Origin of the sequence: Thalassobaculum fulvum (assembly GCF_014652915.1) — a bacterium.
GTDB classification, from domain to species: domain Bacteria; phylum Pseudomonadota; class Alphaproteobacteria; order Thalassobaculales; family Thalassobaculaceae; genus Thalassobaculum_A; species Thalassobaculum_A fulvum.
This window is the reverse complement of the sequence record NZ_BMZS01000009.1, coordinates 174,938-198,926: the sequence shown is the minus strand read 5'-3', so window position 1 is coordinate 198,926 and position 23,989 is coordinate 174,938. Positions and strand designations below refer to the sequence as shown.

Below are 23,989 nucleotides of genomic sequence, written 5' to 3'. Positions count from 1 at the left end.
GGGCGTCACGACGACGCGGCCTCGGCCTTCTCGATCCACGAGTCGAAGGTGTCCCGGTTCGCCGCGATCCACTCGTCGGCGTGGCGCTGGATGTCCTCCGGCTTGTCCTGGCCCGCGAACATCTTGGCGTTCTGCGCGAAGATGTCCTGAAGCGGGATCCGCATCACCTTGAACAGCGTGGCCGCCGCAGGATTCGCCTCCAGGAAGTCCGCGTTGACGACCGGCCGGATATCGTTGGCCGGCCAGCCCATCCTGCACGGATCCTCGACGCAACCGGCCACGCCGGCCACCGTGGTCAGGTCCTCGTACTGTTTCTGGTCGTCCGGCAGCGACGGGAACGGCGTCCCGATCCACACCACGTCCTTGCCCGGCTTCAGCAGGCCGACGGTCCAGTTCGGCGTCCAGGTGTAGAACAGGATCGGCTTGCCTTCCTCGTAGCGCCCGATGGCGTCGGCCATCGAGGCCGAGTAGCCGGCCTTGATCGGGTTGATGTAGTCGCGCAGGTCATAGGCATCGAGCTGATGCTCGATGACCAGCTCGCAGCCCCAGCCCGGCGGACAGGCGACCATGTCGGCCTTGCCGTCGCCGTTGCTGTCGAAGGCCTGACGGACCTCCGGACGCTTGAAGTCCCCGAGGCTCCTGATGCCGTACTTGTCGGCCGAGGCCTTGTCGACCAGGTAGCCCTGCAGCGCGCCGCCCTTGGCGACGTATCCGTGCGTCCGGGCGCCGCTGGCGAAGTCGTCCTCGTAGCTGTTGTGCAGCGGGAACCAGCCGTTCACCCAGAAGTCGACGTCACCGCTGGCGACCGCCTGGTAGAATACCGGGTTGTCGAGCGACTTCGGCTTCTCGACCGTATAGCCGAGGGCCTCGAGCGCCTTGCCGTAGATCGCGGTCTGGAACCAGCCGGTGTCCCAGGTGGCGCGGGCCGGGGTGACGGTCACGCCGTCGCCGGGACCGGCGGCCGAAGCGCCCTGGGGCGCAATCAGAAGGGCTGCGGCCATCGCAGTGGCGGCGATGCCCTTCACCGCTGGAGCGTAACGCATGTGAACCTCCTTGGTCGTCTTGCGTTTCGTTGCGTTGTGAGCGGGCTCCGGCGCTGTGGCACGCGCCGGGAACGATCGCGGCGGCGCCCCGCTCAGGCGCCGCGCGAATTCGGTTCGGTGGCCGGGCCGGACGCCTCTGCGTCGCCGGCGGTCCGGCCGAGAAGCCTGGCGAACAGCGCGCGGAAGCTGCGCTGCTCGCCCTGCTCGTCGCCGACCGCCTGGGTCAGCCGGTCCAGCACGATGGCGATCAGGACGATGCCGATGCCGCCGAGCGCGGCGAGGCCGACGTCGAGGCGTCCGATGCCCTGGAACACGATCAGGCCGAGCCCCTCGGCGCCGATCAGGGCGGCGATCACCACCATCGACAGCGACAGCATCAGGGTCTGGTTCAGGCCGGCCAGAATGGCGCGCAGCGCCAGCGGAATCTGGATCTCGAACAGCATCTGCCGCGGCGTCGCGCCGAACGCATGCCCGGCCTCGACCAGGTCACCGGAAACCTGGCGGATGCCGAGGTTGGTCAGGCGGATGATCGGCGGCATCGAGAAGATGATCGTGGCGATCACGCCCGGCACCATGCCGACGCCGAACAACATGACCACCGGCACAAGGTAAACGAAGGCCGGTGTGGTCTGCATGATGTCGAGCACCGGGCGGATGCCGGCGGCGAACCGGTCGCTGCGGCCGGCCCAGATGCCGAGCGGCACACCGACCAGGGCGCAGAAGAACACGGCGGTCAGCACCATGGAGAGCGTCGTCATGCTCTCTTCCCAGATCCCGACCGTGTCCAGGAACACCATCGACGCGGCGGTGAAGAGCGCGACGTTGCGGCCGGCAACCCGCCAGGCCAGCGCGCAGCCGACGGCGAGGAACACCAGGAACGGAATCGCCAGCAGCCCGACCTCGAGGCCGCCGAGCATCTGGTTCACCGGCCACTGCATCGCCTGGAACACCGGGCGCAGCGCCGGCACCATCTGGTCCTTCACCAGCCACTCGATCCAGTCGTCGAGCGGCAGGGTCAGCAGGTCCGACGGGCGGGGAAGCGGATCGGTCATGATGTCACGCGGACGCGGACGGCCGGACGGCCGACGGCGCTCCCGTTTCGGATTCTGCCTCGGGGTTTCGGGCCAGCTCGGAGAACACGTCGGTCGGATGCAGGGCGCCGACGCAGCGGCCGGCGTCGTCGAGCACCGGCACCGGCAGGCCCTCCTCGCAGGCGGCGTAGGCGGTGGCGATCGGCGCGTCGGCCGCGACCGTCGCGTCCGCCGTGCGGCCAACTTCGATGGGTTCGCGCATGAGCGTCGCCGCAGTCACCACCCGGCCGCGGTCGACGTCCTGGGTGAACGCCGCGACATACGGATCCTCCGGCGCCCGGACGATGTCCTCGGGCGTCGACGTCTGCACGAACCGGCCTTCCTTCATGATGGCGATCCGATCGCCGAGATGCAGGGCCTCGTGCAGGTCGTGGGTGATGAACACGACAGTCTTCCGGAACCGGCGCTGCAGCTCGAGCATCTCGTCCTGCATGTCGCGCCGGATCAGCGGATCGAGCGCCGAGAACGGTTCGTCCATCAGCAGGATGTCGGTCTGCGAGGCGAGCGCCCGGGCCAGGCCGACCCGCTGCTTCATGCCGCCGGACAACGCACCGGGCTTGTAGTCGCCCCAGCGCGCCAGCCCGACCACGTCGAGCGCCTCGTCGGCGGCGGCGCGTCGTTCCTCGGAGCCGACCCCTCGGATCTTGAGGCCGAATTCGACGTTCTCGCGGACCGTCTTGTGCGGCAGCAGGGCGAAGTGCTGGAACACCATGCCGATCTTGTTCCGCCGCAGCGCTCGCAACGCCTCGTCGTCGAGCGAGGTGACGTCCTCGCCGTCGATCAGGACCTGGCCGGCGGTCGGCTCGATCAACCGGTTCAGGCAGCGGATCAGCGTGGACTTGCCCGACCCGGACAAGCCCATCACGACGAAGAAACTGCCCTCGGGAACGTCGAACGACACCCCGTCAACGGCCAGAACTTGACCCGTCCTGGCCTGAACATCGTCGCGCCGCAAGCCCGATTTGCGCAATTCGAGCGCTTCTTCGGGCGAACCACCAAATATCTTAACGAGATTATCGACCTTAATTCTTGGCCTTCTTTGATCAACGCCATCCCGACAGACCAAACCGAACCTCAATCGTCGTTGAAACGAAGTCCCGATTACCGAATCCGGACTTTCGGGCCGTTGCGTTGCCACCTAGGTAGCATTTCGTGTGCGTCAACCGTTTTCTCGGCAACGGGATCGCGACGGGTTGCCGCCCCCATTGGAGTCCGTTGAGCCACCGCCCCGCTGACTGTATGGTCCGCCGCCGTTCCCGGGAGGGGCGCACCCCAGGGAGACTGCCTCGATGAGCACGCGGTACTTCTTCTTCGGAACCCTGATGGACCGGGATGTGCTGGAGCTGGTGCTCGACCGCCCGGTCGCGCCCGCCGCGCTGGCGCCGGCCCGGCTGCCCGGGTACCGGCGGGTGCGGATCCTGCGCGACAGCTTCCCGATCCTGGTCGAGGACCCGTCCCGCGCCGTCGAGGGCTACGTGTTCACGACCGCCTCCGCCGAAGAGGATGCCCGGATCCTGTACTTCGAGGACTACGACTACGACCTCGCACCGTGCCGGCCGACCCTGCTCGACGGGCAGGTCGTAGAGGCGACGTTCTGCGGCGCCGAGGACGGCGTGCTGGGCTCCGACGAACTCTGGGAGCTGGAGCGCTGGGCCATCCGTCACAAGCCCGGCTTCCTGGAACTCTCGCGGATCTACATGAACTTCTACGGCCGCCTGACGGCGATCGAGGCGGATGCGCTCTGGACGCGGGAGCGCGAGCGCCTGCAGGCCGAGGGCATCCTGGTCGTCACTCCCGAACTCGCACCGGCCGCGGAGGGCTGAAGCATGCGCCTGGTCGCCGAACCGATCACCGAGGCGGCGTTCGCGCCGTTCGGCCAGCTCCTGGCGCTGCCGACGGAAGCGGGCCGCGTCGACTACTCGGCGTTCGCCGAGAACCTGCGGCCGGGCAAGGCGTCGGTGTGCTTCCGGACCAGCCTGACGGCGCCGAGTTCGCTGCCGCTGAAGACCCGGGTGATGGAGCGCCACGCGTTCTCCAGCCAGGCGTTCCTGCCGGTCGACGTCGCACGCTACGTGGTGATGGTGGCGCCGGACGCGGCCGATGGCGGACCGGACCTGTCCGGGGCCCGGCTGTTCCTGGTCGACGGCCGCACCGGCATCAACTACCGCGCCGGCGTCTGGCACCACCCGATGACGGTGCTCGACCGCGACGCCGTGTTCGCCACCGTCATGTTCAACGACGGCGGCGACCGCGACGAGGACTGGGCCGACCTGCCGGTCGAGGTCGAACTGAGCCTGTAGGCCCGGCCCGAGGCCGGACACCGGCACCGACGAGCGAAAGGGGCGACGGGGAGGTCGTCACGGCATTCGGGCTTTCGAACGGTGTGGTGTCCGGGTAGCCTGTCGTCCGTCAGGGGTGGACAAGCCGATCGGGTGGGGGGCGTCCGTCCGACACAACTCCGAGGACGGCGTCGCCGGGCTCAGGCATGACGGACTTCCGTCCTGTGCCGCGCTCCCCGGCACGGTAGCGCCGTTTCACGCCAGGCAGTTCGCGGACGATGTCTTCGAGATCCGCTGTCACGTCCGGCCGTTGGCGAGCGGCTTCGGCGCGTCGCTGTCGAGGCATCCCGGGATCGGCGGTGGGGGAAGCTGCGCAGTGATACCGAAGGAAAGCCGGCGAGCGGCAAGGGCTTGCGTTCGGGACAGCTACGAGATGCATGCGCGTGCCTGCGCGCCGGACAACTTCTACGCACAGGTGAAGCACACGGTCGCCGGCACGCCGGTATCGCCGGAACAGATCGCGATGATCGTCCAGTCGGTGCGGAGCGGGTTGTCCTTGGAGGCGGCGGATCGCGTCCTGGATCTCTGCTGCGGCAACGGGGCCCTGACGACGGAGTTCTTTGCGGCCTGCGGCGGAGGCCTCGGGGTCGATTTCTGCGAGACGCTGATCACGGTGGCGAACAGGCACTTCGTACGGCGCCCGCAGGAGGCGTTCCGGCTGCAGGACGTCGTCGACTACGCCCGGAACGCGGACGACACGGCGGGCTTCACCAAGGCCGTCTGCCACGGTGGCTTCCAGTACCTCCCGCCGGCTGACGCCCAGGAGCTGCTGGAACTGCTTCGCCAGCGCTTCGTCGAGGTGAAGCGCGTGTTCCTCGGGAATCTGCCCGACAAGCGCCGGATCGACGCCTTCTTCGGAGACCGCGACCGTGTCGCGGGCATCGAGAACGATTCGGCCAGTCCGCTTGGAATCTGGAGAACCGAGGACGAGATCCATTCGCTTTCGGCCAAGACCGGATGGACGGCGACGATCCTCCCGATGAACGCCCGGTACTATGCCGCCCACTACCGCTACGACGTCCTGCTGAAGCGCCGGTGAGGCACGGCGTTCCGGCCGCCTAGGACACCACCCTCGCTGCCTGCGGCTGGTCCCACGTGGCCGGATCCGAGGCGTGGCGGAGTATCGCGTCGATAGCGTCATCCATTCGGAACTCCGCTCCGGCGACCCGCACGGCCGCCTCGCCGAGATCGTCGAGAACCGGATCGCCGGCGGTCGCCGCATCGAGCCAGTCGGTCAGGCCCTCCATCGACGGTCCCAACAGCCCGACGCTGGTTCCGTCGTATCTCTGCATCGCGGAATTCGGCGCGTTGACCACGACCGCACCTCGTCGCATGGCGTTCGTGACGCGTTCGCTGATGGCGCCGGTCATGCTGTTGGGGTTCAACGCGATCAGGCAGCGCGTTCGCTTCATGAGGTCCAGGATCCCGGCGAAGGCCATCGGTCCCGCGACGACGCAGTCCGCGTGCCGCTTCTGCAGATCGACCGCACCGGCCGTGACGATCAGGGACGGATAGCCCGCCAACCGGGCAAGCAACCGCCGGCGCGCCTGGCTGGTCGTGAACCGGGTGAGAAGCGTGAGCGCCAGACGCCCGGCCCTGCTTCGCAGGTCGAGATCGAGACCCAGGTCGGCGGTCGTTCGCTCGAGGGCCCGCACGACCGGCAGTGCGCAGGTCGCGCCAAGCAGTTCGGCTGCCCCCTCGATCGAGCGCACCACTTGCGGGAACCGGTCGAACAGAGCCCGCCAAGCCTCCCGGAAGCGTTCGGGGTCGTCGCAGGTTCCGACGAACAGGATGGGTACCGGCCGCCGGGACGTCGGGAGCCACTGTGCCTCGTCCTCGAGGCCGATGTCGTTGAAGGCGGGGCGGTACGGCAGCAGCCGGGCCCCGGACCGGTTCACGCCGTGCGCATAATCCAGCGTGTCGTGGTCCATGAGCATCGCGAGCTTTCGACGAAACACGCTGTCGTGGAAGCCGGTCGACCCGTCGTAGTAGGGCGGGTTGCCGATCAGGGTGACCAGCGTCTTGTCCCGAATCGCCTGGAACTCGGCTGTGCCGCTCACGGGTACCGGCCAATCCTTGGCCTGGCTGCGGACCGTCAGGATCAGGGGAAACTCCGGTGCCGCAAGGACCTCCCGGAGGCTCCGGGAATCGAGCGGATCGACCAGCCGGACGGCATAGCCGCGGTCCACCAGGGCCGCCTGCATGCACCGGTAGTCCAGCTGGTAGAGGTCCCTGTCCAGCCCCTGCTCCAGCCAGGGGAGAACCAGCGCCACCCCTCGGTTGGCTCCGTCACGTACCAATGAACACCGATCCCTTCGCTTCAACGGTCCGAAGCCTCGTCCCGGCATCGGCTGCTCCGCACGACCGCCTCCTGCCGTGGTCCCAGCGTTGTCGCCGTGCGGCTGCACACAGTAGAACCTGCATCATGACCGCTGCCCATTGCATCATCCTCGGGGCCATGAAATCCGCGACGAGCAGCGTGTTCGACGCGCTTGCGCTTCATCCGATGATCGCGCCGGCCCGCCTCAAGGAGCCGGCGTTCTTCTGCCGGGAAGCCGATCCTTCCTGCGAAGCCTTCGCGGAATACGACGCGCTGTTCGACTTCGATCCCGCGCGGCATGCCTACGCGCTCGAGGCGAGCACGGCCTACACCAAGGCGCCGCTGACGGATCCGGAAGCCGTCGCCGCGCGCATGCGCCGCAGCGGCCGCCGGTTCCGGTTCATCTTCATTGCCCGGAATCCGATCGACCGGATGGCCTCGCATATCCGTCAGCACATCGACGACGGCCTCGTAACCCCGGACAACCGCTTCCGGTATCTGACGATGATCGAATGCTTCTCCCGCTATGCCGATCAGCTCGATCGGTTTCGGTCCGGCTGGCCGGGCTGCGATCTCGCAGTCCTCGACTACGACGAGGTGACCGACCCGGCGAGCGCGACGCTTTCCCGCATCCTCGCCTGGCTGGACCTGCCTGCCTCGGATCACGTCCGCATTCTCCCGCACAGCAATCGATCGCAGAGCCGGCTGAGCACGGACATGATCTTCACGCCCGGGCAGAGGAGCTTCCTGCGCGAACGCCTCGCGCCGGACATCGTCCGGTTCGGGCGCGAATGGGGCATTGACGTCGCCAAGTGGGGCTACGGGTAGCCTGGACGGCCATCACGCCGTCTCGAGCCGGTACTTCAGGAATCCCACGCCGTCGTACTCGACCTCGCCGAGGAACCGCGCTCCGAGCCGCGCGAGGGCCCCCAGGCGCTTGCGCGAAGGCGGCAGCAGGAAGGTGACGTAGGGAATCCGCCCGTCGCCCCGGGCGAACGCCAGCGCCTGCCGGGCGATCCGCATGCCGAGCCCGAACCGGTCGGGCTTCAGCACGAGCCCGAAATCCCAGTCGTCGCCCTCCTTCTGGAAGCCGCCCCAGCCGACATAGGCGCCGTCGCACAGGATCGCCCAGTGGCCGAGGCCGTCGCGGCGCCAGCACGCCTCCTTGGCCTCGACGAACCGGGCGGCGTGCTGCCGGTCCCAGCCGGGCTTGAGGAGCGGCATGTGCGCCGCGACCCGGGGATCGGTCATGTGCGCGACGAGGTCGTCGAGCGGAACATCCGGCAGGCGCACGAAGGCGATCCCGCTTGCGGGACTCGGCATGGCGACGATCTCCCGTCAGGCCGGCCCCGTCAGGCCGGGATGAAGCCGTCCGGGCCGAGCGGCGGGCTGTAGATCACGATCAGCTCGGCGGTCTCGTCGCCGAGGATCTCGACGTAGTGCGGCATCATCGGCGGGATCCGGACGACCGTGCCGGGGCCGACCTCCTGCACCACCTCGTCACCGAGTTCGACCCGGGCGCGGCCCTTCCGGAACAGGATGATCTGCCATGAATCGCGGTGCTTGTGCCGGCTGGCGGTGCCGCCCGGCTCCAGCCGCCCCTCGATCACCTCGACGCCGGCCCCGACCGCGGCCTCGACCAGCCGCCGGTTGACGGTGCCGTCGTGCAGCGGCGGTGAATAGGTCGCGATCGAGTCGGCGTGCTGGATCAGGTCGGCGGCGTCCATGATGCATCTCCGGCTGGGCTGCGGGCGGCCGGATCATGGCAAGCCTAATCGCCGGAACCAACCCCGCTGACCGGTTCGTGAACCGGCCGCGGCCGGCCGTCGCCGTCAACGGCGATGAAGGTGTAGGTCGCCGCCGTCACCTTGCTGAGCTCGAGGCCGATCTCCAGCCACACGACGACCGTCAGGGTGACCGACGTCGCGCCGTACCGCACGTCCTCGAGGTCGCAGCGCAGCATGTCCCCGCCGACAATGTCCTGCAGGAACTCGATCTTCGAAATCGCGACCGGCTGCGCCGGGCCGTGGGCCAGACGGGCCGCGACGCCCGCGGCGGCCTCCTGCATCATCGACCGGAGCCAGCCGGTGCCGGCGTTGCGCGGAACCGTGAAGCGTCCGCCCGACGGCTCTCCCGCCGGGGTCATGTCGTCCGCCGGTTCGGCGATCGCCGCGGCGCTTCGGGTCAGCGGGCTCATCGGAGCCTCCTCAGGGTACAACCGAGCCCGTCTCTCGGGTATGCGCTTCCGTCCCGGGATGCTCTTGTTGGCCCGATATGTTGCATCGCAACATTAACAAATCAATAACCGGCGACCGCAGCCGCCGGGAACGTTGCATTGCCGGGATCGGCGGGCCGGGCGGCCGGCGTCAGCCGCAGGTCCCGGCGGCCGGCGCGATGCGAATCAGCTTGCCGTCCGGCTCGTCGGTCAGCAGCCAGATCGCGCCGTCGGGTCCCATGCGCACGTCCCGCACGCGGCCGAACGACCGGCGGAACAGCCGCTCCTCGCCGACCACCCGGTCGCCCTCGACCGTCAGATGCACCAGCATCTGGTCCTTGAGCGCCCCGACCAGCAGGTCGCCGCGCCACGCCGGGAACAGGTCGCCCGTCACCACCGCCAGGCCGGACGGCGCGATCGACGGATCCCAGTAGTACACCGGCTGCTCCAGGCCCGGTGCCGCCGTGCCCTCGCCGATCGGCAGCCCCGAGTAGTGCACGCCGTAGGAGATCGTTGGCCAGCCGTAGTTGCGGCCGCGCTGCGGCAGGTTGATCTCGTCGCCGCCGCGGGCCCCGTGCTCGACCGCCCACAGCCGGTCGCGCTCCCGGTCCCAGGCCATGCCCTGCGGGTTGCGGTGTCCCGTGCTCCAGGCCTCGGGCGCACCGCCACCGCCCGCGAACGGGTTGTCGGCGGGGGCCGAGCCGTCGTCGCGCAGCCGCAGCACCGAGCCGGCGTGGTCGGCCGGGTCCTGGGCGCGCTCGGCCTCGCCGCGGTCGCCGACGGTCACGAACAGGTAGCCGTCGGGGTCGAACACCAGCCGCGACCCGAAGTGCCGCGTGGTGCCGCTCGGCCGGTTGATGCGGAAGATCGTCTCCAGACGCTCCAGCCGCGGCGGCGTCGCGTCCAGCACGAGCCGGCCGCGCGCCACCCCGGTGCCGGCGCCACCGCCATAGCCGGCCGAGTAGGACAGGTAGACCAGACGGTTCTCCGCGAACCCCGGATGCAGGGCGACGTCCAGCAGCCCGCCCTGGCCGCGCGCGACGACGTCGGGCGTCCCCTCGACCACCGTGCTCCAGCCGGTCGACGGGTCGACCAGGCGCAGGCGGCCCGGGCGTTCGGTCACCAGGGCCCGGCCGTACGGCAGGAATGCCAGCCCCCAGGGATGCTCCAGCCCGGTCGCGCGAGCCTCGGCCACCAGCTCGCAGGCCTTCGCCTGCGCCCGGGTCGCCGCTCCGACGCCGGGCGACGCCGTCAACAAGGCGCCCCCGGCCGCCAGGGCCATCAGTGCCACCGTCAACCGCATCGCCCGCCTCCGTCATCGCCCATCGACCCGGGGGAGCCGGAGCACGGCCCCCTGGGATTAGGTGGCGTCGGCGCAGGCCGTTCCAAGCCCTGCGACGCTATGGCCGCACCGCCCGTTCCAGGGCTTCCAGAAAGCGCGACCGGTCCTGCTTGGTGAAGCCCGGCCCGCCGCCGGAGACCTCGCCCATCGCCCGCAGGTCGCTCATCAGGTCGCGCATCGCCAGCGCCATGCCGATGCCCTGCTCGGTGAACGGCTTGCCCTTGTGGTCGAGGACCCGGGCGCCGCGCTCCAGGCAGCGCGCGGCCAGCGGGATGTCGCCGGTCACCGCCACGTCGCCGGGGCCGATGCGCTCGGCGATCCAGTCGTCGGCGGCGTCGAGCCGGTCGGACACCAGGACGTTGCGGACGTTCGGCCGGTCGGTGGTCCGGAACCCGCGGTTGCTGACGAGATGCACCACGAGGCCGTGGCGCTCGGCCACCCGCAGCACCTCCTCGCGCACCGGGCAGGCATCGGCGTCGACGTAGATCTCCGGGCGGCTATCGGCCACGCTTCGGGCTCCGGCTCTTGCGTCGGTAGTGTTCCCGCAGGGCGGCCGCCTTGTAGCGCTCGAGTCCGCGGAACCGGACGGCCATGCCGAGGCCGTCGATACGCAGGATGGTCACGGCGAGGTTCTCCAGGCACAGGGTTCCGTCGGGATCGTGCCAGTCCCGGATCACCACCGCCAGCGTCGCCCGCTGGCCGGGCACCAGCGCCCCGACATAGGGGGCGATCAGCAGGCCGTCCTCGGACCAGTTCCGGAGCGCGAAGTCGCGGCCGTCGATCCGGGCGTAGCTGTCGCCGTGCGGCCGCAGGCGGGGCTGCCGGCGACGCTCGACGACCGGGGTGCTGGGGCGTGACAGGAACGGAATCCGCATATCGCAAACACTAGCAGGAAGCGGGCCAGTTGCAGCAGGAAGCGGGCCAGTTGCGGGCGGCCGGATCCGACAGGATCGGGCCGCGCTTGTCCCCGGCCGGGCCGGGCGCTACACCCCCGCTATGAAGGACGGCATCGAAACCCGGCTGTACGTCACGGCGCCCCTGGCCGAGGGCGTCGCGGTCGAGCTCGACGGCGGGCAGGCCCACTACCTGCGCAGCGTGCTGCGGCTGGGCCCCGGCGAGGCGGTGGCGCTGTTCAACGGCCGCGACGGCGAGTGGCTGGCCCGGATCGACGGCCTCGCCAAGTCCCGCGCGACCCTGACCGCCGAGCGCCGGACCCGCGATCAGCGGCCGGAACCGGACCTCTGGCTCGCCTTCGCGCCGATCAAGCGCGCCCGCATCGACTTCACCGCCCAGAAGGCCGCCGAGCTCGGCGTCTCGGTGCTGTGGCCGATCATGACCCGCCGCACCATGGTCGACCGGGTGAATACCGACCGGCTGGCCGCCAACGCGGTCGAGGCGGCCGAGCAGTCGGAGCGCCTGACCGTTCCCGAAGTGCGGGAGCCGACGACCCTGGACCGGATGATCGAGCAGTGGCCGGCCGACCGGCCGATGCTGCTGTGCGACGAGACCGGTGCGGCCGGCGGCGTGCCCGGAATCGCCGAGGCCCTGGCCGCCGCCGGGCCGGCAATGCGCCAGCGTGCCGGATTCGTGATCGGACCGGAAGGAGGCTTTGCCGAGGAGGAACTTGACCGCCTCCGGTCGCTGCCCTTTGTTACCGCCGTCGGTCTGGGGCCTCGGCTCCTGCGTGCCGATACCGCCGCGTTGGCGGCGCTTGCCGTCTGGCAGGCGGTAGCCGGCGATTGGCGGACCTCAACCGATTGAGTGCGGAGCACGCATGTCCCGTCCCCCCGAAGACCAAGGCGCGCCGATCACCGACAAGGCGCAGCTGATCGAGTGGTTCTCGTCCGCCGTCAAGCCGCGCGATCGCTGGCGGATCGGCACCGAGCACGAGAAGTTCGCGTTCCGGCTCTCCGACCTGAAGCGGCTGCCCTACGAGGGCTCCGACGGCATCGGCGCCATCCTGGACGCCCTGACCCGGTTCGGCTGGGAGCCGATCAAGGAGGGCGACAACACCATCGCACTCACCCACGGCGGCTGTGCGATCACGCTCGAGCCGGGCGGCCAGTTCGAGCTGTCCGGGGCACCGCTCGACAACCTGCACCAGACCTGCAGCGAGGTGCACACCCACCTCGCCCAGGTCCGCGAGGTGTGCGGCGAGCTCGGCACCGGCATGCTCGGGCTCGGCTTCGACCCGAAATGGACCCGCGAGGACATCGGCTGGATGCCGAAGGGCCGCTACGGGATCATGAAGCGGTACATGCCGACCAAGGGCAATCTCGGCATCGACATGATGAAGCGGACCTGCACGGTGCAGGTCAATCTCGACTTCGAGTCGGAAGCCGACATGGTCGAGAAGTACCGGATCAGCCTGGCGCTGCAGCCGCTGGCGACCGCGCTGTTCGCCAACTCGCCGTTCTACGAGGGCAAGCCTTCCGGGTTCCTGTCCTTCCGCAGCCATGTCTGGACCGATACCGACCCGGACCGCTGCGGCATGCTGCCGTTCGTGTTCGAGGACGGCTTCGGGTTCGAGCGCTACGTCGACTACCTGCTCGACGTGCCGATGTACTTCATCTACCGCGACGACTCCTACATCGACGTCGCCGGCAAGAGCTTCCGCGACTTCATGGCCGGCACCCTGCCGGAGGCGGCCGGCCATACCGCCTTCATGGGCGACTGGTCGGACCACACCACCACGGTGTTCCAGGAAGTCCGCCTGAAGAAGTACATGGAGATGCGCGGCGCCGACGGCGGCCCGTGGAACCGGCTGTGTGCCCTGCCGGCCCTGTGGGTCGGGCTGCTGTACGACAAAGGGGTGCAGGACCAGGCCTGGCAGCTGTGCCGCGACTGGACCGTGGAAGAGCACCAGATGCTGCGCGACGCCGTGCCGCGCGACGGCCTGAAGGTGGAGTTCCGCGGCCGCTCCCTGGCGGACTGGTCGAAGGACGTGCTGGCCCTGGCCCGCGAGGGCCTGCGCCGGCGCAGGCGCCTGGACAGCTCGGGCAACGACGAGACCGGCTTCCTGTCGGTCCTCGACACCATTGCGGCCTCGGGCCGGACGCCGGCCGAGGAACTGCTGGAAGCCTACGAGTCGCGCTGGGGCCGCTCGGTCGATCCGGCCTTCGAGGAACTGCGGTACTGAGAGGAGCCCGGCGCACCGGTCACTCGGCCGCCGGCTCCGCCCCCGGCCGGGTGTCGCGCTGCCAGCCCAGGACCAGCAGCACCGCGAGACCGCCGGCCGCCACGGCGGCGCAGGTCCACCACAGGCCCGCCGCGGTCGCCAGCCAGCCGCCGGCGAGCGTGACCAGGGTCATGCCGCCGAGCGAGTAGATCGTCATCGCGACCGAGATGCTGGGGGCGTGCTCGACCCGACACGCCGCCATGATGTCGCCGGCGAGCCGCAGGAACGCGATCTCGTAGGTCAGCATGAACAGGAAGTAGACGGCGTAGGCCAGCACCGCCGGCTGCGGCAGCCAGGTGGCCAGCATCAGGCCGTAGGCCAGCACGGCGACCAGCTCGACCCGGGCGTCGTCGTAGGCGCGCCTGCCGACGCACACCGCCGCCAGGATCGACCCGGCCAGCACCCCGCCGATCGCCACCGCCTGCAGCCACGCCGGACCGCTCGCGTCCAGGCCGAGTCCGGCGATCGGGAACACCGTCCGCGCGATCGTGTGGTAGCCCTGCATGGTGGCGACCACCAGCAGGTAGAGCACGAGACGGCGGCCGAGCCGCGGATCGCCGGCCAGCGCCGGCCGCAGGTCGCGCAGGGAGGGCCGCGGACCGGACGCCGAGCGGTCGGGCGCGGCGGCCGCCCTGCCCCCGAGGAACCGGTAGGCGACGGCCGCGATCGCGAAACAGCCGGACGACAGCGTCGCGATCGACGCGATCGACAGGTGCGGAACCAGCACCGAGGCCAGCAGCCCGGCACTGGCGAGTCCGATCACGTAGGGCGTGCCGTTCAGCGAGGTCGCGCTCTTCAGCTGATCGCCCTCGAAGCTGGCCTTCAGCGCCACCAGGCGGCCCGACTTGACGGCGACGTCGATGACGCCGCGGACGACCAGCAGCGGCAGCAGGAGGACGATGCCGAAGGAGGCGCACCAGCCGATGGCGACCGCCAACCCGATCCCGACCGTCTCGCACCCGACCAGCGCCGCGCGCGGCGACACCGCGCCGAACAGCCGGACGATCAGCGGCGCCAGGAAGATCGGCGCCAGCCACTGGGCCGCGTAGACCAGCGAGGCGTTCAGGGCCGACCCGGTGTCCAGGTAGATCCGGATCGCGATGGCGAGCAGCAGCGTCGAGGACCCGACGGTGCTGAAGAACATCGCGAGCCACATGGCCGCGAAGGTCGGATGGCGCATGGTGGCCACGACGCGGCCGAGCCCGCGGCTCCCGGAATCGCTCGTCATTCTGTCCGTCCCCCGCTCCCGCCGGCGTCCGACGCTCACTCGTACAACGACAACCCGCCTTGCGATGCGGCGTGCTCCACGACCCGGCGCGTGCCGGCCGTGACCGCGGCCGGCGTCGGGCCGGCCAGCCAGACCCGGCCGGCTCGCCTACGTCGCGGCCACCATGGTCGAACCGGCGCACCGGGGGCACGGCTTCCAGCACCGGCTCACCCGCGCCCGCCACGACGCCACGCGACGGCTCGGACGCACGCATCACCTGGCGACGGCGGCGCTGGGCAACCGCTTCAGCTGGCGCAACGCGATGTCGAACGGCTTCCACGTGCGGGCGATCGTCGCGCTCGACGACCCGACCTACGGTCGGCTGACCCGGTTCCTGCTGCACCGGCCGCCGCAGCCGACAGCCCTGGCCGGCCCGACGGTCTGGCACGACGCCACCGACGCCGCGGGCCAGCGGTCGCTGATCGCGTCGGGGCTGAGGGGCGTCGAGCAGCGCGAGCGGGACGGCGTCCAGCAGGTCGGGTACCGTCGGCCGGCGGCGCCCTGAAGACGCCGCTACCGGCTCTCGACCGCCCCGGCCTCGCAGGTCCAGCCCGGCACCCGCGCCTCCTTCGACTCGATCAGCTCGATGCAGACGTCGACCACGTCCGGGTCGAGCTTGCCGCCGCGCATCTCGCGCAGGACCTGCAAGCCGTGCTCCAGGCCGAGCCCGGGCCGGTAGGGGCGATGCGAGGTGACGGCCTCCAGCACGTCGGCGACCGATATGATCCGGGACTCCAGCAGCAGCTGGTCGCCGGTCAGGCCGAGCGGATAGCCCGAGCCGTCGACCCCCTCGTGATGCTCGCGCACCATGCGGGCGATCGGCCAGGGGAAGTCCACGTCCTTCAGGATCTGGTAGCCGGTCTCGGAATGCGTGCGGATGATGTCGAACTCCGCCGCACTCAGCTTGCCCGGCTTGCTGAGGATCTGGATCGGGACGTTGATCTTGCCGATGTCGTGCACGATCGCGCCGAGCCGAAGCCCCTCGATCCGGTCCTCGTCGAGCCCCATGTGCCGGCCGATCGCGACCGCCAGGTCGGCGACCCGGTCCTGGTGCCCGGTCACGTAGGGGTCGCGCTGCTCGACCGTGGTGCACAGTGCCTGCACGGTCTGCACCATCGACTCCTTGAGGCGTCTCAAGCCGTCGTTGCGCTCGGTCACGTCGTGGCAGGTGACCAGCCACCGCCCGGCGCCGATCTCGATAGGCTTGACGTCGACCAGGATCTCGCGCGTCCGGCCGTCCGGCCGTTCGACGCGACGCTCGATGCCCCGGGTCGCCCGGTCGCGCGGCAGGTCGAGGAGATTGCCGGCGCCGCCTCCCATCATCGCGTCCAGCGTGCCGCCGGCCAGCGCCTCCAGAGGACCGACCCCGAAGATCTCGGTCACCGCCGGGCCGGCGAACAGGATCCAGCCGCCCTCGTCGAGCAGGAAGACCGCGTCGGTGATGCTGTCCACCACCAGCCGGTGGATGGTCTCGGTCTCCAGGAGTCGCTGTTCGGCCGCGAACTGCCCGCTGCGGTCGACGATCACGCCGAGAATGCCGACGATCCCGCCGTCGCTGTCGTCCAGCCGGATCTTGAAGATCTCGCCGCGCATCGGCGGGTGGCCGGGGTGCCGGATGTTCATCTCGTAGGTCGTCACGCCGCCCGCGGACAGCAGGCGCCGGTCGGTCTCCTCGTGCCAGACGGCATCGAGCGGGCTGATGTCGGCGGTCCGGGCCCCGACGATCCGCTCGCGGTCCAGCCCCACCAGATCGCAGTACGCCGGGTTGGCGTGCGTGAACACCAGATCCGCGTTCTTGATGAAGGCCGGCATCGGCAGCATCTCGAGGACCGTGTCGTGCGGCCCGGGATTCAACGCCTGACCGAGTTCTGGCGAAGTCACGATGGGTCCCTGGATCATGTGAACAGCCTCCCGGCGGCGACCGCCGCGCCGACCGGACCGGCGTGAAGCGAGACTTACACCATAACGGTTAATCGAAGGTTAGCGTTTCAATTGACCGGACCGGTTCCGCAAGCGGAGGGAGCCGCCGGGCCCGCGCTGTGCTAGCAGATGGCAGGCCTCGACACGGAACCGCCCCGACGATGATCCAGCCGAAACTCGAACACGGGCACAGCCGGGAACAGATTCGGGCCCGGCTTGCCGGCGGCCCGCGCACCAGCTACCTGCGCGACCTGGTGTTCGGCGGCATCGACGGCGCGGTGACCACCTTCGCGATCGCCGCCGGGGCGGTCGGGGCCGACCTGTCGGCGCGGATCGTCCTGATTCTCGGCGTCGCGAACCTGCTGGCCGACGGTTTCTCGATGGCGGCGGCGAACTACTCGAGCACCCGCACCGAGATGGAGGAATACGACCACGTGCGCGCCATGGAGGAGCGGCACATCGAGGTGACGCCGGAGGGCGAGCGCGAGGAGGTGCGGCAGATCCTCAGCGCCAAGGGCTTCGACGGCGACGGCCTCGACCACGCGGTCGGCGTGATCACTGCCGACCGCGAGCGCTGGATCGACACCATGATGGCCGACGAGCACGGCCTGCAGCCGGTGGCCCGGTCGCCGCTGCGGTCGGCCGGCGCGACCTTCGCCGCCTTCGTCGCCTGCGGCTCGATCCCGCTGCTGCCGTTCGTCCTCGGGCTGCCGGCCTCGACCGCGACCTCGACCGTCATGACCGCGGTCACGTTCTTCGGCATCGGCTCGCTGCGCAGCCGCTGGTCGCCGCTTCCCTGGTGGCGGGCCGGGATCAACACGACCGCCATCGGCCTCGCGGCCGCCGCCGTCGCCTATGTCGTCGGCAACCTGCTGGCGCGGCTGTAGCCGCGGCCGCGGTCAGGGGTAGAGGACGCGCAGGTAGGAGCGGTAGCGCTCGGTTATCGGCCCGATCGCCCCGGCGATGCCGGCGACCTGCTCCGGATCGTCCACGATGCCCGGCTCATCGACCAGGGTCATCAGGGCCTCCAGGGCGATCTCGACCTGGCCGTAGTATTCCGCCCACAGCGCGAACACCAGCCAGTCCCGCGTCCGCCGGAACAGCCGGACGCCACGGTTCGCCGGCTCGACCGGGTCCCGAAGATACAGCAGATGCGCCTCGGCCAACTGCCATGACGGCCAGCGGTCGTAGCCGAGGCGGTTGTCCGGATGGGCCCGGAACCCGACCTTGGTCCGGCCCGCCGTCATCAGGTTGCGGACGTCGACCAGGACGAAGCCCTGCGCGAGCAGTTCCCGGTCGACGGCCCGCCAGTCCGGCGCCCCCTCGTAGTGCGAGATGAACGAGGTCTCGACCTGCACCGCGACGGTATCGGCGAACGCCTCCCGCCCGCCCTCCAGAACCGCGAGCTCGCCGCCCTGGATGTTGACGTACAGGGCGTCCACGCGGCCGAGGTCGCCGCGCGCGCGGATCGCGTCGACCGACGTGGTGCGCATGCGATGCTCGGCGGCGACCTCCAGCATTTCGCCCCAGCTCCGGCCGACCGGGCTCATGTAGCGGGCGGCCGAGGGCGACGGCCTGAACAGCGACGAGCCGCCGCCGCTCGAGGTCTCGTAGAACGTCCGCTCCTCCTCGCGGTCCGACAGCGCGTCGCGCAGGTACCGGACGGCGATCCCAGTACTGGCCGGGTCGCTCGCCTTCGCCAGCTCGGGGTCGACCCCGATCACCTCCAGCCGGTTCGCCGGGATCCCCCGGAACCGGATGTCGAGGTTCTCACCTCGGGCGCCGACGAACAGGACCGAGGTGCGGTCGCCGGCCGGCAGCAGCCGGTCGGCCAGGCCGGCGATCGGATAGGCCCCGGGAAACACCATGTCCCGGCTCGACTTCTCGACCGCGTTCTGCAGGTAGGACCGGATGATCAGGTTGCGCGGCACCGTGTCGGCCAGACGCTCGAACCAGGGGACGGCCGCGCGCCACCGTTGCCCCTGCCAGGTCTCGTAGGCCATGCGGCGGAGCAGCGTTCCCCTCTCGCCGGAAGCCGCCTCGTGCCGACGGCTGTAGCGCAGCGCCGTGCCCTGGTCGCCGCGGGCGTCCAGGCAGAGCACCAGCCCGGCGATCGCCGTCGGGTCGCCCGGCGCCACCAGCGAGGCCAGCCGGAGCAGACCCTGCGCCTCGGGGCTGTCGAGCGGCAGCCGGCGCGCCGCCTCGCGGGCTATCCGGTCCGGCTCCGGGCTGTGCCGGGCCAGTCGCCGGGCGGTTCGCCCGATCGCGGCGACGTCGCCGGCCGCCCGAAGCGCATCGAGCAGGGCGATCGAGAGGTCGGCGGGGCAGCCGAGCTTCAGGAGAGCGCCCGACAGCAGCCGGATCATCGACGCATGGTCGCCCCGCTTGGCGAGCCCGTGCACCTGCCGGCGGATATCTGCCTCGATCGACAAAGCTGGCCCCCCCGTCCGATTGGCCGCCCGGACCGCCGGCGCGGCAGCCCCGCGCTCCGCCATCCGGCCCGGCGTCGCTCAGGGATCACAAGCCGGGCCGGCCGTCCATCCCTTTGTCGTCGCAGGCACGCCGGCTACCGCACCACCCGCCGGATCAGCGGCCCGACGGTCAGCCCCTGCACCACGATCGAGAACACCACGACCACGTAGGTCGCCGTCAGGATCGTCGGCTTCCACTCGCTGTCCGGCAGCGACAGGGCCAGCGCAACCGAGATGCCGCCGCGCAGCCCGCCCCAGGTCATCACCGCCACCGCGCCGCGGGTGAACTCCCGCCGCAGGCGCATGACCGAGACCGGCAGCAGGACCGCCAGGAACCGCACCGCCAGCACCAGCGGGACCGCCGCCAGCGCCGGCAGCAGCGCCCGCTCGCCGAACGGGATCGCGAACACCTCGACGCCGATCAGCAGGAACAGCACGGCGTTCATCACCTCGTCGACCAGGTGCCAGAAGTCGAGGACGTGGCGGGCACTCTTCGGGCTCATGCCGAACGCGACGCCGTGGTTGCCGATGAACAGCCCGGCGACCACCATCGCCAGCGGACCGCTGACGTGCAGGGCGTGGGCGAGGCCGTAGCCGCCCATCACCAGGGCCAGCGTCAGCAGGATCTCCAGCACGTACTCGTCGGTCCGCTTCAGGACCTGGTAGGTCAGCCAGCCCAGCACGCCGCCGAACAGCACACCGCCGACCGCCTCCTGCAGGAACAGCAGCGCCACGCCGCCGGCGGTCATCGCCTCGCCGTGCCCGCCGCCGGCCGGGAACGCGATCGCCACCAGCACCAGGAACACCACCACCGCGACGCCGTCGTTGAACAGCGACTCGCCGGCGATCTTGACCTCCAGGCTCTTCGGAACCGTCACGACCTTGAGGATGCCGAGCACCGCCACCGGGTCGGTCGGGCTGATCAGCGCCCCGAACACCAGCGCGACGGCGATCGGCACGCCGGCCAACCAGGCGTAGCCGAGGCCCACCAGGGCGGTCGACAGCACCACGCCGACGCTGGCCATGACCGCCACCACCCAGCGCTGCGCCTTGAGGTCGCCGAGGTCGACGTGCAGGGCCCCGGCGAACAGCAGGAAGCCGAGCATGCCGTCCATCAGGGTCGCGTCGAAGTCGATCGCCTCGACCTGGGAGCGGATCATCCCGGCGATGCCGAGCCCCGGCACCAGCGCGTCGATGCCCATGGTCGCGAGCGACGCGGCCAGCGCCACCACCAGCAGGCCGATGCTGGCAGGCAGCCGCAGCAGGTGATGGTTCAGGGCCGCGAAGGCCGCGGTCAGGACCACCAGGATGGCGGCGACGTGAAACGGGGTCAGCATGGTGTCGTCACCCTCGGCTGATCGGACCTCGCCTGCGCCCCGAGGCGGAACCGGTGCGTCTGAGTACCGGCGGCACGCGCCCCGTCAGGCGTAGTGCCGCCGGAAATACGCGCGATAGCGCTCGAGCACCGGCTCGACCTCGGTCGCCAGAACCGCCGCCGCCGGGTCGTCGACCAGGGCGGGCTGCTCGGCCAGGGTCATCAGGGCTTCCAGCGCGATGTCGATCTGGCCGTAGTACTCGGCCCACAGCGCGAACACCAGCCAGTCCCGCGTCGACCGGAACAGCCGGTCGCCGCGCCGCGCCGGGTCGACCGGGTCCCGGAGATACAGCAGGTGCGCCTCGGCCAGCTGCCACGACGGCCAGCGGTTGAAGCCGATGCGGTTGTCCGGACGCGCCTCCAGGCCGACCCGGGTCCGCCGCACGCCCTGCACGCTGCGGATGTCGACCAGCACGAAGCCCTGCTCGGCCAGTTCGGCGTTGACCCGGTCCCAGCCCGGCGCGCCGGCATAGTGCTCGATGAACGACACCTCGACCTGCACCGCGACGGTGTCCGCAAAGGATCGCCGACCACCCTGCAGGACCGCGAGCTCGCCGCCCTGCACGTTCACGTACAGGGCGTCCACCCGGCCGAGGTCGCCGCGGTCCCGGATCGCATCGACCGACGTGGTCCGGACCTGCGAGCGCGCGACCACCTCGAGCTGCTCGCCCCAGTCCTTCCCGGACGCGCTGGTGTATCGCCCGGCGTCGGTCGACGCGGGAAACAGCGAGGAACCGCCGCCGCTCCTGGTCTCGTAGAACGTCCGCTCCTCGTCCCGGTCGGACAGGATGTCCCGCAGGTAGCGCAACGCGATGCCGGTCGCGGCCGGATCGCTGGTCTGGCCGAGCTCCGGATCGATCCCGACCACCTCCAGGCGCCCTGGCGGCATGCCGCGAAACCGCGTCTCCATGTCCTCGCCGCGGGCACCGACGAACAGGACCGACGAGCGGTCGCCCGCCGGAAGCAGACGGTCGACGAGTCCGGCGATCGGCAGGGTCTCGGGAAACGCCCGCTCCCGGGCCCGCTGCTCCAGGATCGACTGACGGAACGACCGATGGCGCAGGTGGTCCGGCGTGGTCTCGATCAGCCGGTCGAACCAGAGCGCCGCCGATTCCCAGCGCTTCCGGCTCCAGGCGTGGCTGGCCTGCCGGGAGGCCAGCTGCCCCGGCTTACCGGTGAGGGCCTCGTGGCGGCGGGCGTTGGCGAGCGCCGCCTCGAACGCCCCGGCGGCATCGAGGCAGTTCGCCAGGCACGCCGTCGCGACCGGTTCGCGCGGCGACAGCACCATGGCGATCCGGGCGAGCCGGAGAGCACCGGGTTCTGTCTCGTCCATCCGCTCCGCGGCCTCCCAGGCGATCCGGCCCGGCTCCTGCACGTGCGGCAGCAGGCGCCGCGCCGCCGCCTCGATCTCGGCCGTCCAGCCGGCCCGCCAATAGGTCTCGAGAAGCTCGATCGACAGACGCGTCGGGTACTGCAGGCGCGGGAGCCCGTCCCAGATCAGGGCCAGCAGTTGCGCGTACGCCTTGCCGGCGATCAGTTCCCGGCCGCGGCGGTAGAAATCGTCCTTCGACCACGGCTCCGGAGCCTGCTCGGGCATCGGGTTCTCCTGCTTGGTCGGTGGCGACCGGACGGTCACTCGATCGGCGGTTTCGGCAGGCGGGCCTCGCCCGGTTCCACCGTCAGGGTGTGGTCGAGGGTGTACCACGGCGCGGTGGCCGAGGGATCGGTCGGATGCGGCTCGTCGTGCCGTCGGAACTCGCCGACCAGCGCCTGGGTCACGCCGAACTGCACATCGGTCTCCAGGTGCGGGTCGGCGGAGTCGTAGATCTGGCTGGTCAGGGTCTTGTAGCCGTCCTTGAACACCAGCGCGTGCAGGTGGGCCGGCCGGTACGGGTGCCGGTCCTGGGCGCGCAGCAGCCGGCCGACCACGCCGTCGGTCGGGATCGGATAGCCGGCCGGCCTGACCGTGCGGAACCAGAACCGTCCGTCGGCATCGGTGGTCAACTTGCCGCGCAGGTTCATGTCGGCCTGCTCCGGATCCTGGTTCTCGTAGAGCCCGACCGGCGAGGAGTGCCAGACGTCGACCTCGGCGCCGGCGACCGGCGCACCGTCGCGGTCGACCACCCGGCAGGAGACGAACAGCGCCGGCCCCGGCGTGCCGGAGCGCACGATCGAGCCGCCGTTCTCGACCCGCGGCGAGTGCATCCGCCAGAACGGGCCGAGCAGGTTCTGCGAGGTTTCGCTGCGCCCGTCGTCGCCGTTGTTCAGCAGGCAGACCAGCGCCGACACGCCGAGCGAGCCGGCCATCAGCACCGCCTCGTTGTGCCGGTCGGTCGAGCGCTGGCCGATCTCGTTGAGGATCGCCGTCGCCTCGCGGAACTCGGCCTCGGTCAGCCCGACCTCGCGCACGAAGCCGTGCAGGTGGCGGACCAGCGCCACCATGATCTCGCGCAGCCGCGGGTCGGCGGTGCGCTCCATCACCGCGAGTGCCGCCGCCGTCACGTCGTCCGGACGCTGGATGATCATCGGGCTCCTCCCGGGCTGGACGCTGTGGACACGTGGTCTATCCTGCCCGGCATGACTGCGCACGTCTCTATTCCGCCGCTCGGCCTCGCGCATTTCACGGCGCTGGAGGTGCCGCCGCTGGAACTGGTCGGGCTGGCCGCCCGCACCGGCTTCGCCTCGATCGGCCTGCGGCTGGTGGCGGCCGCCCCCGGCACCCCGGTCTACGTCCTTCGCGCCGGCAGCCCGGAGGTCGCCGAGCTGCGCCACCGCCTGCACGACAACGGTGTCCGGGTGCACGACCTGGAGATCGTCACCATCGACGAGCACTTCGACCCGCGGGCCCTGGAGCCGGTGCTCGACGCCGGCAGCGAGATCGGCGCCAGCCGGCTCAGCGTGTGCGCCGACGACCCGGACCGCGCGCGCCTGGTCGACCGCTTCGGCGCACTGTGCGACCTCGCCGCCCACTACGCCATCGGCGTGGACCTGGAATGGATGGGCTGGCGGGCGGTGCGCACCCTGGGCGACGCGCTCGACGTGGTCACCCGCGCCGGCCGGCCGAACGCCGGGATGCTGGTCGACGCCCTGCACCTCGCGCGCAACGGCGGCAGCCCGGCCGACGTCGCCCGGGTCCCGCCCGGCCTGATCCGCAGCGTGCAGCTGTGCGACGCCCGGGCCGAGGCCCCGGTCGGCACCGAGGCGATCATCGCCGAGGCCCGCGGCGGCCGGCTGCCGCCCGGCGAGGGCGCGCTGCCGCTGGCCGAACTGGTCGCGGCGCTGCCGGCCGACGCCAACCTGTCGTTCGAGGTGCCCATGGGCACCGCCCTGCCGGCCGAGGAGCGCCTGCGCCGGATACACGCCGCGGCGGTGGCGCTGCTGGAGCGGCATCCGAAGGGGTAGGTCGCCCGACCCCGCTTGCCACCGCC

General features: G+C 70.8%; 25 protein-coding genes. 9 read left to right on the top strand and 16 right to left on the bottom strand.

Annotated elements, in window-relative coordinates; translation table 11 throughout:
• Positions 1 to 5: 5 nt before the first annotated feature.
• From proX to IE246_RS19085, 3 genes are all read right to left on the bottom strand, one after another.
• On the bottom strand, positions 6 to 1,043 hold the full coding sequence (gene proX, locus IE246_RS19095; RefSeq protein WP_189992611.1) for a glycine betaine/L-proline ABC transporter substrate-binding protein ProX: 1,038 nt from the start codon (positions 1,041 to 1,043) through the stop codon (positions 6 to 8).
• Between the two features lie 92 nt (positions 1,044 to 1,135).
• Positions 1,136 to 2,095, bottom strand: coding sequence for an ABC transporter permease (locus IE246_RS19090; RefSeq protein WP_189992609.1), 960 nt, complete (start codon positions 2,093 to 2,095; stop codon positions 1,136 to 1,138).
• A gap of 4 nt (positions 2,096 to 2,099) precedes the next feature.
• The gene (locus tag IE246_RS19085; RefSeq protein ID WP_229837382.1) at positions 2,100 to 3,272 is read right to left on the bottom strand and encodes a quaternary amine ABC transporter ATP-binding protein; all 1,173 of its coding nucleotides are present in this window, start codon (positions 3,270 to 3,272) and stop codon (positions 2,100 to 2,102) included.
• A gap of 151 nt (positions 3,273 to 3,423) precedes the next feature.
• Here IE246_RS19085 and IE246_RS19080 point away from each other — a divergent pair, with 151 nt between their 5' ends.
• The 3 genes from IE246_RS19080 to IE246_RS19070 all read left to right on the top strand — a co-directional run bounded on the left by IE246_RS19080 (position 3,424) and on the right by IE246_RS19070 (position 5,512).
• Entirely contained in the window at positions 3,424 to 3,957 is a 534-nt protein-coding gene (locus IE246_RS19080) for a gamma-glutamylcyclotransferase family protein (protein WP_189992607.1), read from the top strand.
• A gap of 3 nt (positions 3,958 to 3,960) precedes the next feature.
• Positions 3,961 to 4,434, top strand: a complete 474-nt coding sequence (locus tag IE246_RS19075; RefSeq protein WP_189992605.1) for an ureidoglycolate lyase — start codon at positions 3,961 to 3,963, stop codon at positions 4,432 to 4,434.
• Positions 4,435 to 4,549: 115 nt separating this feature from the next.
• Positions 4,550 to 5,512 carry a class I SAM-dependent methyltransferase gene (locus IE246_RS19070; protein ID WP_189992603.1) on the top strand — a complete coding sequence of 321 codons (963 nt, stop codon included), beginning with the start codon at positions 4,550 to 4,552 and terminating at the stop codon, positions 5,510 to 5,512.
• 19 nt (positions 5,513 to 5,531) lie between these two features.
• Here IE246_RS19070 and IE246_RS19065 read toward each other — a convergent pair whose 3' ends face one another.
• Positions 5,532 to 6,746 carry a hypothetical protein gene (locus IE246_RS19065; RefSeq protein ID WP_189992601.1) on the bottom strand — a complete coding sequence of 405 codons (1,215 nt, stop codon included), beginning with the start codon at positions 6,744 to 6,746 and terminating at the stop codon, positions 5,532 to 5,534.
• Between the two features lie 152 nt (positions 6,747 to 6,898).
• On the opposite strand from IE246_RS19065, the gene IE246_RS19060 reads away from it, so the two are divergent.
• Entirely contained in the window at positions 6,899 to 7,621 is a 723-nt protein-coding gene (locus IE246_RS19060; protein ID WP_189992599.1) for a sulfotransferase, read from the top strand.
• A 12-nt stretch (positions 7,622 to 7,633) separates the two neighbouring features.
• Here IE246_RS19060 and IE246_RS19055 read toward each other — a convergent pair whose 3' ends face one another.
• The 6 genes from IE246_RS19055 to IE246_RS19030 form a co-directional block, all read right to left on the bottom strand.
• Positions 7,634 to 8,116 carry a GNAT family N-acetyltransferase gene (locus tag IE246_RS19055; RefSeq protein ID WP_189992597.1) on the bottom strand — a complete coding sequence of 161 codons (483 nt, stop codon included), beginning with the start codon at positions 8,114 to 8,116 and terminating at the stop codon, positions 7,634 to 7,636.
• 29 nt (positions 8,117 to 8,145) lie between these two features.
• Positions 8,146 to 8,520 (bottom strand): cupin domain-containing protein, encoded by a 375-nt coding sequence (locus IE246_RS19050; protein WP_189992595.1) that lies wholly within the window; start codon positions 8,518 to 8,520, stop codon positions 8,146 to 8,148.
• A 44-nt stretch (positions 8,521 to 8,564) separates the two neighbouring features.
• Positions 8,565 to 8,990, bottom strand: a complete 426-nt coding sequence (locus tag IE246_RS19045; RefSeq protein ID WP_189992593.1) for a hotdog domain-containing protein — start codon at positions 8,988 to 8,990, stop codon at positions 8,565 to 8,567.
• A gap of 169 nt (positions 8,991 to 9,159) precedes the next feature.
• Positions 9,160 to 10,311, bottom strand: coding sequence for a PQQ-dependent sugar dehydrogenase (locus IE246_RS19040; protein ID WP_189992591.1), 1,152 nt, complete (start codon positions 10,309 to 10,311; stop codon positions 9,160 to 9,162).
• A gap of 97 nt (positions 10,312 to 10,408) precedes the next feature.
• Positions 10,409 to 10,858, bottom strand: a complete 450-nt coding sequence (locus IE246_RS19035) for a YaiI/YqxD family protein (protein WP_189992590.1) — start codon at positions 10,856 to 10,858, stop codon at positions 10,409 to 10,411.
• The gene (locus IE246_RS19030; RefSeq protein WP_189992588.1) at positions 10,848 to 11,225 is read right to left on the bottom strand and encodes a hypothetical protein; all 378 of its coding nucleotides are present in this window, start codon (positions 11,223 to 11,225) and stop codon (positions 10,848 to 10,850) included. The genes IE246_RS19035 and IE246_RS19030 overlap by 11 nt, the downstream gene beginning before the upstream one ends.
• A 121-nt stretch (positions 11,226 to 11,346) precedes the next feature.
• Between IE246_RS19030 and IE246_RS19025 the strand changes: the two genes are divergently transcribed.
• Positions 11,347 to 12,111 carry a 16S rRNA (uracil(1498)-N(3))-methyltransferase gene (locus IE246_RS19025; protein ID WP_189992586.1) on the top strand — a complete coding sequence of 255 codons (765 nt, stop codon included), beginning with the start codon at positions 11,347 to 11,349 and terminating at the stop codon, positions 12,109 to 12,111.
• Between the two features lie 13 nt (positions 12,112 to 12,124).
• Positions 12,125 to 13,489, top strand: coding sequence for a glutamate--cysteine ligase (locus IE246_RS19020; protein WP_189992585.1), 1,365 nt, complete (start codon positions 12,125 to 12,127; stop codon positions 13,487 to 13,489).
• Between the two features lie 19 nt (positions 13,490 to 13,508).
• Here the strand turns inward: IE246_RS19020 and IE246_RS19015 are convergent, their stop codons facing one another.
• Positions 13,509 to 14,756 (bottom strand): MFS transporter, encoded by a 1,248-nt coding sequence (locus tag IE246_RS19015; protein WP_189992584.1) that lies wholly within the window; start codon positions 14,754 to 14,756, stop codon positions 13,509 to 13,511.
• 163 nt (positions 14,757 to 14,919) lie between these two features.
• On the opposite strand from IE246_RS19015, the gene IE246_RS19010 reads away from it, so the two are divergent.
• Entirely contained in the window at positions 14,920 to 15,300 is a 381-nt protein-coding gene (locus IE246_RS19010) for a hypothetical protein (protein WP_189992582.1), read from the top strand.
• An 8-nt stretch (positions 15,301 to 15,308) separates the two neighbouring features.
• Here IE246_RS19010 and IE246_RS19005 read toward each other — a convergent pair whose 3' ends face one another.
• Positions 15,309 to 16,694: an HD domain-containing phosphohydrolase gene (locus IE246_RS19005; RefSeq protein ID WP_189992580.1), complete on the bottom strand. Its 1,386-nt coding sequence runs from the start codon at positions 16,692 to 16,694 to the stop codon at positions 15,309 to 15,311.
• Between the two features lie 182 nt (positions 16,695 to 16,876).
• On the opposite strand from IE246_RS19005, the gene IE246_RS19000 reads away from it, so the two are divergent.
• Entirely contained in the window at positions 16,877 to 17,602 is a 726-nt protein-coding gene (locus IE246_RS19000; RefSeq protein WP_189992578.1) for a VIT1/CCC1 transporter family protein, read from the top strand.
• 12 nt (positions 17,603 to 17,614) lie between these two features.
• Here IE246_RS19000 and IE246_RS18995 read toward each other — a convergent pair whose 3' ends face one another.
• From IE246_RS18995 to IE246_RS18980, 4 genes are all read right to left on the bottom strand, one after another.
• Positions 17,615 to 19,147, bottom strand: a complete 1,533-nt coding sequence (locus IE246_RS18995) for an FkbM family methyltransferase (protein WP_189992576.1) — start codon at positions 19,145 to 19,147, stop codon at positions 17,615 to 17,617.
• A gap of 134 nt (positions 19,148 to 19,281) precedes the next feature.
• On the bottom strand, positions 19,282 to 20,523 hold the full coding sequence (locus IE246_RS18990; protein ID WP_229837381.1) for a cation:proton antiporter: 1,242 nt from the start codon (positions 20,521 to 20,523) through the stop codon (positions 19,282 to 19,284).
• Between the two features lie 84 nt (positions 20,524 to 20,607).
• Positions 20,608 to 22,158 (bottom strand): FkbM family methyltransferase, encoded by a 1,551-nt coding sequence (locus IE246_RS18985; protein WP_189992574.1) that lies wholly within the window; start codon positions 22,156 to 22,158, stop codon positions 20,608 to 20,610.
• 35 nt (positions 22,159 to 22,193) lie between these two features.
• Complete coding sequence (locus tag IE246_RS18980) at positions 22,194 to 23,087, bottom strand: dioxygenase family protein (RefSeq protein ID WP_189992572.1); 894 nt, start codon at positions 23,085 to 23,087, stop codon at positions 22,194 to 22,196.
• 51 nt (positions 23,088 to 23,138) lie between these two features.
• Between IE246_RS18980 and IE246_RS18975 the strand changes: the two genes are divergently transcribed.
• Positions 23,139 to 23,963, top strand: a complete 825-nt coding sequence (locus IE246_RS18975; protein ID WP_189992570.1) for a sugar phosphate isomerase/epimerase family protein — start codon at positions 23,139 to 23,141, stop codon at positions 23,961 to 23,963.
• Positions 23,964 to 23,989 lie beyond the last annotated feature (26 nt).